The 17963-nt window shown below is 34.6% G+C and carries 12 protein-coding genes and 1 pseudogene; 8 read left to right on the top strand and 5 right to left on the bottom strand.

From position 1 onward, the window contains the following. The first annotated feature begins 2 nt into the window (after window positions 1–2). The 3 genes from AC1QSP_RS02335 (at window position 3) to AC1QSP_RS02325 (ending at window position 5579) form a co-directional block, all read left to right on the top strand. The gene (locus AC1QSP_RS02335; RefSeq protein ID WP_484079606.1) at window positions 3–3455 is read left to right on the top strand and encodes an AAA domain-containing protein; all 3453 of its coding nucleotides are present in this window, start codon (window positions 3–5) and stop codon (window positions 3453–3455) included. A 147-nt stretch (window positions 3456–3602) separates the two neighbouring features. Next, a complete protein-coding gene (hemL, locus tag AC1QSP_RS02330; RefSeq protein ID WP_322969985.1) occupies window positions 3603–4889 on the top strand; it encodes a glutamate-1-semialdehyde 2,1-aminomutase in 1287 nt (428 codons plus the stop codon). Window positions 4890–5000: 111 nt separating this feature from the next. Then, complete coding sequence (locus tag AC1QSP_RS02325; protein ID WP_484079605.1) at window positions 5001–5579, top strand: hypothetical protein; 579 nt, start codon at window positions 5001–5003, stop codon at window positions 5577–5579. Between the two features lie 55 nt (window positions 5580–5634). On the opposite strand, the gene AC1QSP_RS02320 is transcribed toward AC1QSP_RS02325, so the two are convergent. Continuing rightward, the gene (locus AC1QSP_RS02320) at window positions 5635–5949 is read right to left on the bottom strand and encodes a DUF4286 family protein (protein ID WP_484079604.1); all 315 of its coding nucleotides are present in this window, start codon (window positions 5947–5949) and stop codon (window positions 5635–5637) included. Between the two features lie 112 nt (window positions 5950–6061). On the opposite strand from AC1QSP_RS02320, the gene AC1QSP_RS02315 reads away from it, so the two are divergent. Together AC1QSP_RS02315 and AC1QSP_RS02310 are read left to right on the top strand one after the other, a co-directional pair. After that, window positions 6062–7444 (top strand): dipeptidase, encoded by a 1383-nt coding sequence (locus tag AC1QSP_RS02315; protein WP_484079603.1) that lies wholly within the window; start codon window positions 6062–6064, stop codon window positions 7442–7444. Between the two features lie 70 nt (window positions 7445–7514). Then, the gene (locus tag AC1QSP_RS02310; protein ID WP_484079602.1) at window positions 7515–8669 is read left to right on the top strand and encodes an FAD-dependent monooxygenase; all 1155 of its coding nucleotides are present in this window, start codon (window positions 7515–7517) and stop codon (window positions 8667–8669) included. On the opposite strand, the gene AC1QSP_RS02305 is transcribed toward AC1QSP_RS02310, so the two are convergent. Then, window positions 8666–9331 carry an MgtC/SapB family protein gene (locus AC1QSP_RS02305; protein ID WP_484079601.1) on the bottom strand — a complete coding sequence of 222 codons (666 nt, stop codon included), beginning with the start codon at window positions 9329–9331 and terminating at the stop codon, window positions 8666–8668. The two genes, AC1QSP_RS02310 and AC1QSP_RS02305, sit on opposite strands and share 4 nt — an antisense overlap. Window positions 9332–9473: 142 nt before the next feature. Between AC1QSP_RS02305 and AC1QSP_RS02300 the strand changes: the two genes are divergently transcribed. Further along, window positions 9474–10667: an MFS transporter gene (locus AC1QSP_RS02300; protein WP_484079600.1), complete on the top strand. Its 1194-nt coding sequence runs from the start codon at window positions 9474–9476 to the stop codon at window positions 10665–10667. A 578-nt stretch (window positions 10668–11245) separates the two neighbouring features. Here the strand turns inward: AC1QSP_RS02300 and AC1QSP_RS02295 are convergent. Then, window positions 11246–11317, bottom strand: a pseudogene (locus AC1QSP_RS02295) (hypothetical protein); the annotation flags it as partial. A gap of 738 nt (window positions 11318–12055) precedes the next feature. Between AC1QSP_RS02295 and AC1QSP_RS02290 the strand changes: the two are divergent. Next, the gene (locus tag AC1QSP_RS02290) at window positions 12056–12604 is read left to right on the top strand and encodes a hypothetical protein (protein ID WP_484079599.1); all 549 of its coding nucleotides are present in this window, start codon (window positions 12056–12058) and stop codon (window positions 12602–12604) included. After that, window positions 12588–12977, top strand: a complete 390-nt coding sequence (locus AC1QSP_RS02285; protein ID WP_484079598.1) for a hypothetical protein — start codon at window positions 12588–12590, stop codon at window positions 12975–12977. The genes AC1QSP_RS02290 and AC1QSP_RS02285 overlap by 17 nt, the downstream gene beginning before the upstream one ends. A gap of 427 nt (window positions 12978–13404) precedes the next feature. Here AC1QSP_RS02285 and AC1QSP_RS02280 read toward each other — a convergent pair whose 3' ends face one another. Then, window positions 13405–14811, bottom strand: coding sequence for an efflux transporter outer membrane subunit (locus AC1QSP_RS02280; RefSeq protein WP_484079597.1), 1407 nt, complete (start codon window positions 14809–14811; stop codon window positions 13405–13407). Continuing rightward, complete coding sequence (locus AC1QSP_RS02275; protein WP_484079596.1) at window positions 14811–17960, bottom strand: efflux RND transporter permease subunit; 3150 nt, start codon at window positions 17958–17960, stop codon at window positions 14811–14813. The genes AC1QSP_RS02280 and AC1QSP_RS02275 overlap by 1 nt, the downstream gene beginning before the upstream one ends. Window positions 17961–17963: the final 3 nt, after the last annotated feature.

Genomic DNA, 17963 nt, shown 5'->3' with positions numbered 1-17963 from the left:
GCATGAATCCACAAGAAGGAACGCGATATTTAGAAGAAGTTTTAGCCATACAGCAATCCAATAAACCCATTGTTTCTAAGTATTTAGACTTGAAACGCGTGATTGAAAATTTAGCCTTTGAATGCACTAAAAACGAAGCGCTTCAATTCTCCAATCTGTTTTCAAAATTATCTTTCATTTGTAATACTTATAAGGTATCCACTAAGATTCACGCCTTTCGTGCGACAGCGAAAAAAGTTGAAAATCATCGTTATCAACCTGAAGAACTCGAATATTATACCCACTTAAAATATGTAGCGGAGTTTATTGCTTCTTTATATGGAGTCTTGACCCCAGCCGAATTGATGTATTTCTTTCCGGCCAAAGACTATTATTCGAACAAGTTCATCATCAAAGAACGCATTAAAAAAATGCGTGTACAAATCATTGAAATCAAAACCGATTGTTTGATTTGTGATTATGAAGAGGTGGAAGACGGTGAACCTATTCTTGTACAAATTGATGAAGATGGGATCAACGAAAAATTTAAATCCGTTAAAAACTTTTGGGTTGGTGCACAATTGAATTTGATTCACGTCACAGTAGACGAAGAAAGCATTTATCATCCACGTTTTATCATTTTAGAACCGGATTATTTAATCAATATTTCCTCGATTGCCGAATGTTTCCAAGATTATGGAACTTCTCCTCTACACTATTTAAAAAGTAAATTCGAAGCCGTAGCCAATACCAAGCCTATTCGATTAGGAAATTTTGCCAATCAAGTCGTTGATCATTTTACGACGGAAGGAACGGATAAAGTGGATTTTAACACCATTTTTACAGAGGATTTTAAATCCAATCCATTAGAATTTACAACATGTCAAGAGTTACAAGATCCTCAAAAATTCAAAGAATATCATCAAGAAGCCAAAGGACATTTTGATCGTTTAAAACGTACGATTGAAGAAGATTTTAAAACCTATGATATTTCGTTGGATCGTGCTTTACTTGAACCGTCGTTCTTATGTGAACAATATGGAATTCAAGGACGTTTGGATATTTTGGATTTAACCGATGATCGAAAATATAAAATTATCGAGCTTAAATCTGGAAGTGCTCCTTATCCGGACGATGGAAAGAAAATCAAAGAAAACCATGCCGTTCAGCTGTTTTTGTATTATCAAATCATTGGCGTTTTAGCCGATTTAGAGTTCAAAGAAATGGCCAACAATACGGAAGGATACATCATGTATTCTAAAGTTTACCAAGGTAATCTTCGTTACGATAAACCTAACCTTTCGCGTGTGCAAACGATATTAGATTTACGCAATCAAATCATCGTACAAGAACATTTGTTGACCATGGATGATGTACAACAGACTGAAAGTTTGATGAACCATATCAATCCGGGTAATTTAATCTCGAAACGTAACATCAATCAAAAGTTCAGAGAAATTCTGGAACAACAAATCAGTGGTTTTCAATACCCCATCAAAACCAGTACACCGTTAGAAAAAGCGTACTTTTTCTCGTTTACCAATTTTATTGCGAAAGAGCAATATTTGGCACAATTAGGATTAGGACAATCCACTTCGAACAATGGATTAGCCAGTTTATGGTTGAACAATTTCGATCAAAAAAATAAGAATTTTGAAATCATTTATGATCTTCAAATCATTGATAATGCGATTCATTTAGAAAAGAAACAAATCGTATTACGCCGTACCAATCCGAAGAATGATTTTATTTCCATTCGCGAAGGAGACATTTGTGTATTATACCCCCGAAATAACCCTCAGGATACGGTTTTAACGAATCAAATTTTTAAATGTACGATTCAATCCATTACCCGTGAAACCATTGTATTACAGTTTAGACATAAACAACCCAATACCAATTTCTTTGACCAATTAGGACCAGACAGTAAATGGGCTTTAGAGCGCGATTTTATGGACAATTCGTTTACGTCCATGTATCGAAACATATACGCCTTCATTAAAAGTAAAAAGGAAACGAAAGAAGTTTTACTGAATCAAAGAGCTCCAGAAATATTATTTGAATCCAATTACCACAAAGATTATTTATCGACTGAACAAAATCGAATCTTACGCAAAGCCTTATCCGCGCGTGATTATTTCTTATTGAATGGACCTCCCGGTACAGGGAAAACGTCCATCATCATTCATGAATTGGTCAAAGAAATGTACGCCAATACCACAAAGGATATTTTGTTGTTGGCGTATACAAATCGTGCGGTCGATGAATTATGCGAAAGTATTTCAACTGCCATTCCAGACGATGTGGAACATCAATTTATCCGTATTGGGAGCGAATTGAGTTGTGCCCCCGAACATCAACACAATATCTTAAATGTGATTATTCGAGAAAAAGCGCGTGAATTAGAAGCTAAAGGTAAAAAATTCAGTCGCGCAACCATCGACTTAATCATCAGAAGCCAACGTGTTTTTGTTTCAACGGTAGCCTCTATTTCCAATAAAGCGGATATTCTAAAACTAAAGCAATTTGACACCATTATCATTGATGAAGCATCTCAGATTTTAGAGCCTCAAATCATTGGGATTTTACCTCAAGCCAAACGTTTTATTATGATTGGGGATCACAAACAATTACCAGCCATTGTTTTACAATCACCAGAATTGGCGAAAACCAATCATCCATTACTGGAAGAAATAGGACTGAATAACCGTAAGAATTCTTTATTCGAACGATTATATACCTTTTGTGAACAAAACAATTACCAACATGCCTACGATCAATTAACGTATCAAGGACGAATGCATTTTGAAATTGCAGATTTTCCAAATCAGCATTTTTATGAAGGAAAGTTAAATGTAGCCTATGATTTATCCCATTTACAAAATGAAGCCAAAGAAAGTTTAGCCCGTCAACGCGCGACACTCAATTTAAAAGCATTTGAAGAAAATAATCCTTTACAACAAATTCTTTCTTCAAAACGCTTTGCTTTTTTACGTGTGGAAGAAAATCCCTATTTACCTTCGACAAATGTTCAAGAAGCTGATTTAGTAGTCGAAATGGTCAAAGAGATTATTCGATTATACAATTTCAATTCGAAACCATTTGCGGCACAAAAGACCATTGGAATCATTGCTCCGTTTAGAAATCAAATTGCTTTAATCAAGCAAAAATTGGAATTGGCGGGGATCAAAGACTTTGATCGCATTACAGTGGACACCGTTGAACGATACCAAGGAAGTCAACGGGACATTATCATCTATAGCTTTGCGGTAACCCATTACCATCAATTGAATGCTTTGATTAATATGAACGATGAAGGAACAGTGGATCGAAAACTAAATGTAGCGTTAACGCGTGCGAAAGAACAATTATTTTTAATCGGAAATGATCAAATTTTAAAAGAAAACACTATTCTTAAAGCATTATGTGACTACTTAGAAGAAAAGAATAGTTTTAAAGAAATAGGTTTAAGTTAGTTGTGACAAATTTAGTCATGAACATCGAAATTAAAATACCTAAAAATAAGTATTTTAATATGGAAAAGATTTTTCAATTCTCCCCTCTTTTGATTTCTTAAATCAATAGACTTAATGTAAATTTGCCTAGCTATATATAAAGAAATTATGTTGTATCAAAGAAGTAGTGCATTATTCGCAGATGCACAAAATTATATACCTGGAGGAGTAAATTCTCCAGTGCGCGCATTTAAATCAGTTGGAGGTACGCCAATTTTTATTTCAAAAGCTGAAGGAGCTTACATCCACGATGAAGATGGACGTTCTTATGTCGATTATATTAACTCTTGGGGACCAATGATCTTAGGCCATACGCATCCAGAAGTTTTAAACGCGACTGTCGAGCAAATGAAAAAAGGTTTTTCTTTTGGTACACCTACTGAATTAGAAACTGAAATTGCCAAATTAATTACTTCAGTTGTTCCTCATATTGACATGGTTCGTATGGTGAATTCAGGGACAGAAGCTTGTATGTCGGCAATTCGTTTAGCACGCGGATATACAGGTCGCGATAAAATCGTAAAATTTGAAGGATGTTACCACGGTCACTCAGATGCATTTTTAATCAAAGCAGGATCTGGAGCAGCGACTTTCGGAAATCCAAATTCTCCTGGTGTTACACAAGGAACAGCAAAAGATACGTTATTGGCAATTTATAACGATTTAGCATCTGTTGAAACGTTATTTGCTCAAAATGAAGGTGAAATTGCAGCCATTATTGTAGAACCTATTGCGGGGAATATGGGATGTATTGTTCCAAAACCAGCATTTATCCAAGGGTTACGAGAAATCTGTACAAAAAACGGAGCTTTATTAATTTTTGATGAGGTAATGACAGGCTTCCGTCAAGCTATGGGAGGTGCACAAGAACGTTTAAACATTGCAGCTGATATTGTAACATTTGGTAAAGTGATCGGTGGTGGTTTCCCTGTAGGCGCTTTCGCGGCTCGTGCTGAAATCATGAATCATCTAGCACCACTTGGACCAGTGTATCAAGCCGGAACATTATCTGGGAATCCAATCGCAATGCGTGCCGGTTATACGACTTTAAACATCATTAACAATGATCGTGATTTATTCAACCGTATTGATGCAACAACTGAAACGTTATCAAAAGAAATCCATACGATTTTAAACGAGAAAGGTATTGCAAATCACATCAATCAATTCGGTTCAATGATGTCGGTATTCTTCACGGAAGCCAATGAAATCAATAATTTTGAAGACGTTGCAACAAAATGTAACCACGAAATATTCAACAAATTCTTCCACCATTTGTTAACGAATGAAGTGTACATTGCACCATCGGGTTATGAAACATGGTTTATTTCAGATGCCATTAAAGATGCTGAAATCAATAAAACATTAGATGCGGTTCGATCTTTCGAAATCTAACAGATCAACGAGCAATATACGAAGAGGATGAGACATAACACTCATCCTTTTTTTTATCCATTCAATAATGGAATAGTCTTTGTTAATAAATTGTTAACCAAATTATTAACCATGAAAAACATTCTTTTTTTATTAGCACTTTCACTAGGAACGACTGGTGTATTTGCACAAGATTTAACAACTCCTCAAACTTCAGCTTCAGTGGGCACGCGTCCAATCCAACAAGGCAATTGGTTAGTAGGAGGTTCTATTGGATCCATTGGATATTCTTTTGAAGGAGAAAATTTTAACATCAATTTAAATCCACAGGCGGGATATTTTGTATCAGATGGTATTGCCATTGGTTTAGCCGCAGGGGTTGGATTACAAACAGTAAAAGATGGAGATAACATCTGGAGCTACAAAGTAATGCCATTTGCACGTTATTATTTTCCAGAAGGAGCAAGCTCTACGGGACGTTTCTTTGGACAATTGGAAGCAGGGATTACTGGTGCTGAAAGTGGTGGAGTTTCGGATACATCATTCGGTTTTGGAATTAATGCAGGTTATGCCCATTTCATCTCGAACAGTGTCGCTTTAGAAATTACCGGTGGATACAATTATTCGAAATCCAATCATGCATCTGCACAAGCTCAAAATGGTTTAGGTGTAGCCGTTGGATTCCAAATTTATTTAGCAGGAAGACGATAAACGTAAAATATCAATCATTAAAAAAGAGTAACGAATGGTTACTCTTTTTTTATATCTAGCTAAAATCACCTAAATGTTCCATTTCACTTGCAAACGATAAAACTTTAGTTCCAAATTTTTGTAGGGACTTTTGTTGAAGTTCTGGTAAAAAATTATTTTTAAACTGTTCCAACGTTAAATCGTCATTGGTAAAAAATTGAATGGAATAGGTTTGCATACCTGGTTCAACATGTGAAGTAATTTTTCCCATTCTTGCACCTAAAAAACAATTTGATTTTAAGTAATCATCAATGTGTTCCTCTTTTACAAAAGCTAACCATTCTTCATTTACACTATCCTCCACAACAAAAGTGGTATTGTATAATATCATATTTGTACTTTTTGCAAAGATACTCTTCTTTTTCAAACGGAATATATCGGATTTTTCATGTTCGAATTAATATTTATTCTTAACTTTATCTCATTATTCATAAAAACCAAAAATGAACAATACGCAACAATTTATTCAAGAAAATAAACAACGATTTCTTGATGAATTAATCGAATTATTAAAAATCCCTTCAATTAGTGCGGATACAGCTTATACACAAGATGTAAATAATGCCGCTGAATTAATCGCAAAATATTTAACTGAAGCTGGTGCTGATCAAGTTGAAATTTGTGAAACTGAAGGTTTCCCTGTTGTTTACGGTGAAAAAATCGTTGATGCTTCAAAACCAACGGTATTAGTGTACGGACACTATGATGTACAACCTGCTGATCCTTTAGAATTATGGGAATCAGGACCTTTTGAACCTGTAATCAAAAAAACAGAAATCCACCCCGATGGAGCTATTTTTGCACGTGGTGCTGCAGATGATAAAGGACAAATGTTTATGCACATTAAAGCGTTTGAAGCTTTAAACAAAACAAACGAATTACCTTGTAACGTTAAATTCATGATTGAAGGTGAAGAAGAAATTGGTTCTCCATCTTTAGTAGGTTTCGTTAAAAACAATAAAGAAAAATTAAAAAACGATATCATCTTAATTTCGGATACTTCTATGATTTCTAACGATCAACCATCGATTTCTGTTGGTTTACGTGGATTATCTTATGTAGAAGTTGAAGTGAAAGGTGCAAATCGCGACATGCACTCTGGAGTATACGGTGGAGCAGTACCGAATCCATTGAATGTTTTAGCAGGAATGATTGCTAAATTAATCGATGAGGAAGGGAAAATCACAGTTCCAGGTTTCTATGATAATGTGATCGAATTAACAGAAGAGGAAAGAGCTGAAATGGCTAAAATTCCTTTTAATGTAGAAGATTATAAAAAATCGATCGGTATTGCTGATATTCAAGGAGAAAATGGATACTCTACGATCGAGAGAACTTCTATCCGTCCAACTTTAGATGTAAACGGAATGTGGGGTGGTTACATTGGTGAAGGAGCTAAAACTGTTATTCCATCAATGGCTTACGCTAAAATTTCGATGCGTTTAGTTCCAGGTCAAGATCCTGATGATATTACCAATAAATTTGTTCAATACTTCCCTACGCTTGCTCCGAGTTCTGTAGAAGTCAATGTAAAACCTCACCACGGAGGGAAACCTTACATTTTACCAACGACAGATAAAGGATATTTAGCTGCAAAGAAAGCATTAGCACAAACTTTTGAAAAAGAAGCTTTACCTGAACGTGCAGGTGGTTCTATTCCGATTGTCGCTTTATTTGAAGAAGAATTAGGTACAAAATCTGTATTAATGGGATTCGGTTTAAATTCCGATGTGATTCACTCACCGAATGAACATTATGGATTGTTCAATTTCTATAAAGGAATCGAAACCATTCCATATTTCTTTAAATATTATACAGAAGAGTAAGATTTAATACACTATTATTCCATCTTTATAAATGCCTTAATTAAAATTAAGGCATTTTTTAAACCTCCTTATGACGAATAAACATTTTACTATAGTTGGTGCAGGTATCGCTGGATTATGTTTAGCGAAAGCTTTTGAAATGAAAGGTATTTCGTACACCCTTTTTGAACGTGATGAACAAGTCCGTGGGATTGGTGCAGGTTTTGGATTAGCTTCAAATGCCATGAAAGCATTTGAAATTTTAGGCTATGCGAATGAAATTGTTCCATTGGGACATATGTTGGATGATTTTGAAATTCAAGATTGGAAAGAGAAAACCATCTTAAAAGCAGATACCAACCGTTTACGTAAAAATTATAATACCGATAATTTTGCCATCCATCGTGCCGATTTACACCGCTATTTATATCAATCGATTCAAACCGAAAACATGAAGACTGGACATAAAATAATTGATGTTCAACAAAATTATGATAAGGTCGTTCTGCATTTTGATCAACAACCATCCATTGAAACGGATTATTTAATCGCATGTGATGGAATTAATTCCGTTATTCGTCAAAAATTATTGAAAAATTCATCGCCACAATATGCAGGATACATTTGTTGGAGAGGTGTCATTAAAGATCCAAATTATTCATCTAAAAAATCCATTGAAACATGGGGTCCACAAGGACGATTTGGTTTAACGCCATTGGTTAATAATCAAATTTATTGGTACGCATGTAAAAATACACCGCTAAACAGTGCGGTATATCAGTGGGATTTAAAGGACATTAAAAATAATTTTAAGCTCTATTCAGGTTTAATCCGCTCCACCCTACAAAAAACTAAGCCCGAAGATTTAATTACTACTCCCATTATGGATTTGAAACCATTGGATAGTTATGTATTTAATCGCATTTTATTGATTGGAGATGCTGCACACGCGACGACACCCAATATGGGACAGGGCGCTTGTATGGCGGTTGAAGATGTCTGTGTATTGATGGATGAATTGGAACGATACCCTACTAATATTGGAATCGCATTCGAAAATTTTAACAAGAGAAGATTAAAACGTACCCAATATATTATTCATACCTCTCGTTTGGCAGGAAAAGTGGCACAATTTGAACATAAAATATTAACGTCAGCTCGTAATTTTGCTTTACGAACATTACCCACATCCATCGCTCAAAGTCCATTAGATGATTTATTGGAACAAGATTTTATGTCCATTTAAAATTCAAACTTTAAAATTAGAGGATTTTGAATCAGAAGTGATTCGATCATTTCCAATTGTTCTGTACGATATTTGATTTCAAATGTTGTCGTAATTTGATTGGTCAATAAAATTGAACTTTTTGAAGTTATACTTAAACACGATGGATTTAAATCATTAATTATCTTTTCTTTAAGTTCCGAATGATCTCTTAAATAGGTAACTTTAAAGCTTTTATAACTGGTTTTATTAATGAATGTTTTAGAAATATAGTTTCCGAAAAGGATGACCATATAACTGCAAATTAAAAATACAAGGCCTATTAAATATTCTCCAAAACCAAATGACATTCCGATCGCTGAAGCAATCCAAATAATTCCAGCTGTTGTTAATCCATTGACATTGACTCCATCTTTAAAGATAACACCAGCACCTAAAAATCCTATCCCACTAACGACATAGGAAGCAATACGCGTCGCGTCTTCCGAATTACCTGCTCCCATTTTATAAGACAATATGGTAAATAACGTACTCCCTAAGCAAATAATCGTTATGGTCTTAAAGCCTGCCGCTTTATCTTTTACCTCACGTTCTATACCTAAAAGTAGCCCAGCAACTAAAGAAAGAAGAATTTTTATAAAATCTTCATTTTCCCAATTTCGAAGAATAATATCCCATTCCATAGCCGTTTTTCATAAGTCATTCAAAATAAATACCATTTAGAAATTCTTAAGGCTTTTTCGTCTTAAATAAACAAAATCATGGCTATAATCATAAAAACACTCCCATTAAAATGTCCGAAATTTGCAAAAAAATTACCTATTTATGCAAAATACGTCAAGCAATAAACTTTGGAATCGAAATTTCTTCAACGTCTGCTTTAGTTCGTTCTTTATTTTTACCAATTTTTATTTATTAGCCGCAACAATGCCGATTTATGTAAAAAGGGATTTAAGTGGTAGCGCGACGCATATTAGTTTAATCATTTCATTGTATATCTTAGGAACAGTGTTGTTACGACCATTTTCAGGTCGTTGGGCCGATCGTTTCGGTAAACGAAAAATGTCAATCGCTTTTTTACTTTTATTTATCGGATGTAACTTGGCTTATTTTGGTACTGATGCTATTGTACCTTTATTAATTGTACGCTTTATTAATGGATTTGGATTTGCGGTTACTACTACTTCTACAGCGGCTTTAGCAATGGATTGGATTCCGAAATCGAGAAAAGGAGAAGGAATTGGTTATTTTAGTCTTTTTATGAGTTTGGCAATGGTGATTGGTCCTGCATTGGGATTATTTCTTACAAATAATTTCGAGTATCAAGTGGTGTTAAGATTTGCTTTAGGATTTGCCATTTTAGCCCTAATTTTTAGTTTCTTTACGTCTGAAATTTCAACTCAACTGGAAAAAAGTCAACAGCCAACAGTTTATACAGGTTGGGATAAATATATTGAACGAAAATCATTACCATTTTCATTTGCTGGTTTTCTTCTTGCATTAGCCTATAGTTCTTTATTATCTTATGTTGCACTTTATACGATTGAACTAGGGTACCCACAAGCATCCATGTTCTTTTTTATTGTTCTAGCTTTTCTAATTATCATACCTAGACCTTACGTCGGTAAATTATTTGATCGTAAAGGAGCAAATGCTTTGGTATATCCAGGTACTATTATATTAGTCATTGGATTAATCGGACTTGCTTTATCATTTAACCTTTGGACCATATTAATTTCAGCAGGAATAATCGGCTTAGGGTATGGAGCTATTTTTCCAGCGTATCAAACATTAAGTGTTTCTGTAGCTAGTCCACAAAGAGCAGGTACGGCATCGGCAACATTTTTTTTATTGTACGATATTGGGATTGGGATTGGATCTTTTATCCTAGGAATTATTGCATCTATAATTGGATACTCCAATATGTATTTGACTGCTTCTGGGATAGCCATCATAAGTTTAATGACCTATATTATAATCAACAAGAAGATGTATCGTAAAAAAAATGAAGTCAAATAAAAATAACTTACATCATGCAAATGATAAGCTAATGTAAGTTATAGATTGGTTAATTAATACTTTCATGATAAAAGTATATCACAAATGTATAATTTTTATGAGAAGTTTTTATTTATTAAATATTAAATTTCAATTAGTTAACACTTTTAACATTTATTCCGAATCATAATCCAAACTGAATGTTTTAATAGGAATTAAATTTCAATTATTTTTACTTCGATTTACTTAAATACAATGGAAAATTTAACCAATACAGATACTGTTTTTAAAACCTATTTTGATCAAACGCTAGAACGTTGTGGATTTAATGAAGAAATGCAAAAAGGAATCATTTTCTTTCTTGGAGCAAGTATCATAAGTTCGAATACAGATCAAGTAATCGCGCGATTTAAAGAAGGAGAAAGAATTAATGAAGAATTGCATAGCATCATCCGATTGTATGCAAAACCGAACGAAGCATATGATCCTTTTAATGCCATCGAAACGACTCCTATCTCTTCGGCTATTTTGACATACAATCATATTGTTTTACATCAATTTTTAGGTCAGCAAAATAAGATTGCAGAATACGTTACCGATCATTTGGATGAAACCAGCATTATTACAGATGCTAATTTGATTGAAGATTGGGCTAAAGATTTTGAAAATAAAACCTATACTCTAGCGAATTGTCATGATTTAAATAAACGTTTTTTTGAATACATTGGGCAATATTTAAAAGCTTTGCAATTGGATCATACACAATGTTATGTGGCGGGAATCAATTTTTATCAAAAATATCAGCAAATTGATTTTGAAGGAACGAATTTTTTAAATCTTACTATTCTTGATTCATTATCGCCTCTTTTCAAAACATTATTCACGTATCCTTATTTGTTCTCGTACCATCCACAAGAATTAAATGCGAACCATTTATTCAGTTCCATTTTACAATTCTTCTACCGTGAAGCCAATACGGATATTGCTAAATATGTGCATCAATACCATAATCACTTATTTTACAAACCTGGTACTCGAAACTTACGCAAAGAATGGAATTTTGAGAAGGAAAAGCGTGGAATTATTCTATCACAAATTATGCATAATGCCATGAATATTCGCAAGACTATTATTGGGAATTATCGTACGCATTTTTTGCAATCGGATAATTATGCCATGAAAGAATTGAAAGATCAAACCGTGACAAGAGAAGATTTTAAAGCTTCTATTTCTCATTTAATTGAAACTTACTATCATTTTAAAATGGATGAAGTGATCGAGAACTATACTCATGCTGAATACTTGCAAGTATGTGCGATCTTATATTATGAAACAGCTGTACATGCGATGTTATTAAAAGAATTTAAAACAAAATAAAATCATGAAGCATTATTTATAAGGCTTTTTTTATGATGAAGAAAATATACACCTACATTTATCAATTCCTATTTATTCTTCCATTCATTTTGTTACTCATTATATCAGGTAATGATCAGATGGAAGTATTTCCAAAAATATTATTCATAAGCATCATTGGTGTATTACTAATGGTAAGCATTACGCAACGTCAATTTTATGCCATTGCATGGGAAAAAGACGAATTAAAGACCATACCATTTGTGGTCATAGGTACGATTTGTACGTATTGTCTACAATATTATTTTTCCATAAATCCTATTCTTTCGGCAGGAATCGTTGGGTTTACATCCACTTTATTTCCACCATTAAATAAATATGCCATCCCCATTTACTGCGGTGCATTTGTAGGAATGACCAATCCATCACTTTCTTTACCGTTATGGTTAATGAGTTTCAATGGCTTAATGGCTGGAATTCTATTTTATTTTGGAAAAAACTTTTATGGTGGTATTGGTGGTAAATTAGGAACAATTGCCTTTGCCGCTGTATTATTTGGAGTTTTAATGTATAAAGCTTTTTTAAATGGATATTTTAATTAAACTGATCGTATGCTATGGAGTCTATCGATTGACGTTTTTTTTGCACCATCAAAAAAAATGGGGAGCCGTAAAAGCATCTTCTACATTAGCACTCATTATTGGAGTAATTTATCAAATCTTGATTGAAAATGATGGAACTATTGATCAAACGAAGCATTATTTTTTAATCGCTATGGGCGCTACCTTTATGGGAATGTTATCGAATATTCATCAACACCAACGCATCGATTTTATCATTTCTACGTTTATTTTTGTTGCCCTTTATTCCAATACCTCACACTACTTTGATGGTTTAGGTGGTCTATTGGGAACAATTGCATGCATAGCATTACTTTGCGTATTTGGCATTGAACGAATTCTTAAAAAACTTTAATTCAATTTTATATGTGCACCATTGATTGTTACGAATCCATTACAAGTAGCTCTCGAAAACAAAACATTCAGGCTTGAAAATATTGATTTCTTAAATGAGTTTAAGAAGAACACCAAAAAATCCATTGGTCAGTAGAAAAGATATGATGTGTCTCAAAACAACCCATTTAAAGTAAACCAATAGTTTCAATCAGATTTAATTTTCAACTTTCAGACTGAAAAGTTATTGTACTATACGGAAAATCTTTCAAGAGAATAAAATCTTATTCAAATATCACGTAGTAGAATTTCTTGTTTGGGCTGATCATTGGAGAAATTCCTCAGTAAAATTTTAAGGCGTTTTACGATTCAAACCAATCAAAAAGGATTATATTAAATAAAAAAAGCACCTCTTTAAAAGAGGTGCTTTTAATTTATAAATGAAGCAATTATTTCCATCCTCCACCAACAGAGCGGTATAATTCTACTACAGAATTCAGCTTTGTTAGTTTCGCATTAATCGCATTTAATTCAGCATTTAAAGCCGCTTCACGAGCCGTAATGACTTCTAAATAATTGGCCATCCCATAATTTAATAATTCTTCTGAATATTCAATCGACTGATTGTACAATGCAGCTTCTTTATCTTTTAATGGAATTTTTTCATCTGCCGCCTGATAACGCGCTAAAGCATCAGAAACTTCTTTACTTGCTGTAAGAATGGTTTTCTTATAGGCTAATAATGCTTTTTCTTCATTAGCTAAGGCCACTTCTTTCGCCGTTTTGATTTGACGTCTTTGTAAGATGGGCTGAGCTAAACGTGCTACAACACTTGCAAATAATGATTGAGCGTCAAATAATTTATCGATATCAATTCCTTGTACACCACCTGAAGCAGTTAACGTTAAAGAAGGATAAAAATTTGCATTGGCTACATTAACGTTTTCAAATGCGTTGATCAATGCATATTCTGCTGCTTTAACATCAGGACGATTCTCAAGCATTTGAGCTGGAATACCAACAGCTAAAGAAGAATACAATTGTTGATTATCAATCGTACCACGTTCAATAACTTTTGGTGTTTCCCCTAACAATACACTTAAAATATTCTCATTTAATTTTATGTTAGCATCCACATCCACTAATAATGCTTTCGCGTTATATAATTGCGCTTCCGTTTGATTAACCGCCACTTCAGTCACGTTACCTGCGACTTTTAATGCTTTGATGGTTTCTAAACTTTGTTCACGGAAACCAATGGTTTGAATAATGGCTTTACGCTGTTCATCCAACGCGATCAACTGATAATAGGTATTGGCAATGGATGAAACAATATTGGTTTGAACCGCTTTATGCGCTTCTACCGTTTGTAAATAATTGGCTGTTGCTCCTCGATAGTTACTTCTAATTTTTCCCCAAATATCAGCTTCCCAAGAAAAGTTCCCAGTAATATCATATTGAGATAATGATTGAGATCCTGTCACACGACCAAACTGCGTATTGGCAGATGTTTTGGTAAATTGATAACCAGGCCCAACCGATAAAGTAGGCATATAACCTGATTTACCTTGCTTCATATAGGCTTCCGTTACAGCAATGTTTTGCAAAGCCGTACGGATATCTAAATTATTTTGTAAACCTTTTGTAATATATGCTTTTAAGGTAGGATCAGAGAAAAACTCTTGCCATGATACATTGGCAATGGTTTGATCTTGTGCAGCCACAATATCAGTTCTGAATTGTGCTTCTTGCTCTACTCCTGCTGGACGTTCGTAATCTTTCGCCACAAAACACGATTGAATCGAAAATAATCCAAAAGCAATCAACGTAACTTTTAAAATTCTAAATTTCTTCATTAGTGAACTGATTTTGTTTCTTCTGTTTGAGTGAATTTAACGGGTTTAATCTTCTCTTGAATCGATTGGAATACCACGAATAATACTGGAATTACAAAAACTCCTAAGACTGTACCAATTAATAATCCGAAGGCTGCTCCAGTACCTACTGAACGGTTACCTACTGATGATACACCTGTTGCAAATACCAATGGTAATAAACCAACAATGAACGCAAATGATGTCATTAAGATTGGACGTAAACGAGCTTTCGCTCCATCAACTGCCGCTTCAACAATAGACATGCCGTGTTGACGTCTTTGTAAAGCGAACTCTACAATTAAAATGGCATTCTTAGCTAATAATCCAACTAACATGACTAACGCAATCTGAAAATAGATGTTATTTTCTAATCCTGCTAACCATTGGGATAAATAAGCCCCCATGATCCCACAAGGCACAGATAATAATACCGCTAATGGTAAAACATACGATTCATATTGTGCCGATAAGATAAAGTACACGAATAAGATACATAAGGCAAAAATTACAACCGTTTGCGAACCAGACTTAATCTCTTCACGTGTTAAACCTGTAAAGTCAATTCCGTAACTTGAAGATAATGTTTGATCAGATACTTGATTAATGGCTGTAATTGCATCCCCAGTTGAGAAACCTGGATTTACCGCACCTTGAATATTTGCTGATGTAAATAAGTTGTAACGGTTAATCGAGTTAGGTCCATATACACGATTTAAAGAGATAAATTGTGAAATTGGAGCCATTGTTCCATTTGTCGTTTTTACAAACATTTTATTTAAACTCATTTCATCCACACGATCATTTGGATCTGCTTGTACATACACACGGTATTGTTTACCAAAACGCGTAAAGTCAGCCGCATATAAACCTCCAACATACCCTTGTAAAGTTGAAAAGATGGTACTTACAGAAACTCCTGCTTGTTTTGCACGTTCCACATTTACATCAATTTCATATTGTGGGAAATTCGTGTTCAATGATGTTTGTGCATACATAATTTCAGGACGTTGCATTAAAGCACCTAAGTACTCTTTGGCCATTTTATCAAAATCATTGATTGTTCCACCTGACTTATCCAATAATTTTAATTCGAAACCAGAAGACATCCCAAATCCTGAAATCGCAGGTGGTTGGAAGAAAATCATCTGTGCATCAGTAAATCCAGCGGCAACACCGAATAATTTACCGATAATCGTTTGAATTGCTGTATCCTCCGATGTACGTTCTTCAAATGATTTTAATTTAATTAACGCCATCCCGTAGTTTGATCCTGAACCAGAAATAATCGAGTTTCCAGAAATTACCGTTACACGATCTACTCCTGGGATTTGTGACGCTTGTTTTTCAAATTGTTTTTGAATTTGATACACACGGTCCATTGATGCACCAGCAGGTAATTCCACATTCCCAAGAATAAATCCTTGATCTTCCGATGGAACGAATCCAGTTGGCATCATTTTATTAATTCCAACAATTCCTGCAGCACTTGCAACAATAATAATCAAGGTTACCCATTTATGACGAAATAAGAAACCAAATGATTTACCATATTGATTGGTTAATCGATTAAATTGGTGGTTAAAACCATCAAAGAAACGTTGAATAAAATTACGTTTCTTACCTGCTGTCTCCTCATGATCTTTTAAGAACAACGCACATAATGCAGGAGATAATGTTAAGGCATTTAATGCCGAAATTAAAATCGAAACGATTAAAGTAATCCCGAATTGTTTATAGAATACCCCCGTAGGTCCTGAGATAAAGGTTACCGGAACGAATACCGCACACATTACTAATGTAATCGAGATAATCGCACCCGAGATTTCATCCATTGCATTTTTCGTTGCATCTTTAGGCGATTCATGATGAGCTTCCATACGTGCATGTACGGCTTCTACTACCACGATCGCATCATCCACTACGATACCAATCGCTAATACTAACGCGAATAACGTTAATAAGTTTAACGAGAATCCTGCTAAATTTAAGAAGAAGAACGAACCAATAATCGATACCGGTACCGCAATTAAAGGGACTAATGTAGATCGCCAATCTTGTAAGAAGATGTACACTACAATGAATACTAAGATAAAGGCCTCAATCATCGTATGCACTACTTTGTCGATCGACGCATCTAAGAATTTATTGGTATCCATTAAAACGGTATATTCTAAACCGTCTGGTAAGTTTTTTGAAGTTTTTTCTAACGTCTCATATAAAGCCTTATTGATCTCTTGGGCATTTGATCCCGGTGTTTGATAAACCGCAAATGCTGCTGCAGGATAACCGCCCATTTCTGAACGACCTGAATAAGATTGTGCTCCAAAGGTAATGTCAGCAACATCTTTTAAACGAAGGACTTGACCTCCTGGTAAAGATTTAATGACAATATTTTCGTATTGGTCTTCCGTTTTATAACGACCTGAATAAGTAATCGTATATTGAAACGATTTCCCTGAGTTTTCTCCTAATGAACCCGCTGCCGCTTCTAACGATTCTTGTGCTAAAGCTGATTGAACGTCAGAAGGGACTAATCCATAACTTGCCATACGTTCTGGTTTCAACCAAATACGCATCGCATAGGTTTGAGCTCCAAATACACTGGCATCCCCAACCCCATTTACCCTTTTTATTTCAGGAATAATGTTGATATTCAAATAGTTTTGAATGTATGTCCCATCGTATTTTGGATTTGTTGAACGATACGATACGAACATTAAGGCTGATGTCTGTTGCTTTTGCGTAACCACCCCAGAACGCGTTACCTCTGCAGGTAATAACGGTGTAGCACGCGCCACACGGTTTTGTACGTTTACTTGGGCAATATCCCCATCTACACCTGGTTTAAATGTAACATCAATCGAAGCCGAACCATTGTTCGAAGCTGTCGAAGTGATGTAATCCATTCCTTCTACCCCATTCACTTGTTCTTCGATTGGGATAATTACCGACTCCATCACTGTTTTGGCATTCGCTCCTGGATATGAAGCCGAAATTTTAACCGTTGCTGGAGCGATATCTGGATATTGTGTCACTGGAAGAGTCGTCAATCCCAGTATCCCCAATATAAATATGATAATAGAAATTACCGTAGACAGTACGGGTCTTTCAATAAATGTTTTTAACATATT

It is taken from the genome of Faecalibacter sp. (genome assembly GCF_057177045.1).
Note: the sequence above shows the minus strand (reverse complement) of the source record. Positions and strands in the feature narration are given on the sequence as shown.

Excerpts from the sequence above, each read along its gene's own strand:
- AC1QSP_RS02320 (WP_484079604.1), bottom strand. The coding sequence starts at position 5,949 with ATGATATTATACAATACCACTTTTGTTGTGGAGGATAGTGTAAATGAA.
- AC1QSP_RS02315 (WP_484079603.1), top strand. The coding sequence starts at position 6,062 with ATGAACAATACGCAACAATTTATTCAAGAAAATAAACAACGATTTCTT.
- AC1QSP_RS02275 (WP_484079596.1), bottom strand. The coding sequence starts at position 17,960 with ATGTTAAAAACATTTATTGAAAGACCCGTACTGTCTACGGTAATTTCT.
- AC1QSP_RS02285 (WP_484079598.1), top strand. The coding sequence starts at position 12,588 with ATGGATATTTTAATTAAACTGATCGTATGCTATGGAGTCTATCGATTG.
- AC1QSP_RS02300 (WP_484079600.1), top strand. The coding sequence starts at position 9,474 with ATGCAAAATACGTCAAGCAATAAACTTTGGAATCGAAATTTCTTCAAC.
- AC1QSP_RS02325 (WP_484079605.1), top strand. The coding sequence starts at position 5,001 with ATGAAAAACATTCTTTTTTTATTAGCACTTTCACTAGGAACGACTGGT.
- AC1QSP_RS02305 (WP_484079601.1), bottom strand. The coding sequence starts at position 9,331 with ATGGAATGGGATATTATTCTTCGAAATTGGGAAAATGAAGATTTTATA.
- AC1QSP_RS02310 (WP_484079602.1), top strand. The coding sequence starts at position 7,515 with ATGACGAATAAACATTTTACTATAGTTGGTGCAGGTATCGCTGGATTA.
- AC1QSP_RS02290 (WP_484079599.1), top strand. The coding sequence starts at position 12,056 with ATGATGAAGAAAATATACACCTACATTTATCAATTCCTATTTATTCTT.
- AC1QSP_RS02335 (WP_484079606.1), top strand. The coding sequence starts at position 3 with ATGAATCCACAAGAAGGAACGCGATATTTAGAAGAAGTTTTAGCCATA.
- AC1QSP_RS02280 (WP_484079597.1), bottom strand. The coding sequence starts at position 14,811 with ATGAAGAAATTTAGAATTTTAAAAGTTACGTTGATTGCTTTTGGATTA.
- hemL (WP_322969985.1), top strand. The coding sequence starts at position 3,603 with ATGTTGTATCAAAGAAGTAGTGCATTATTCGCAGATGCACAAAATTAT.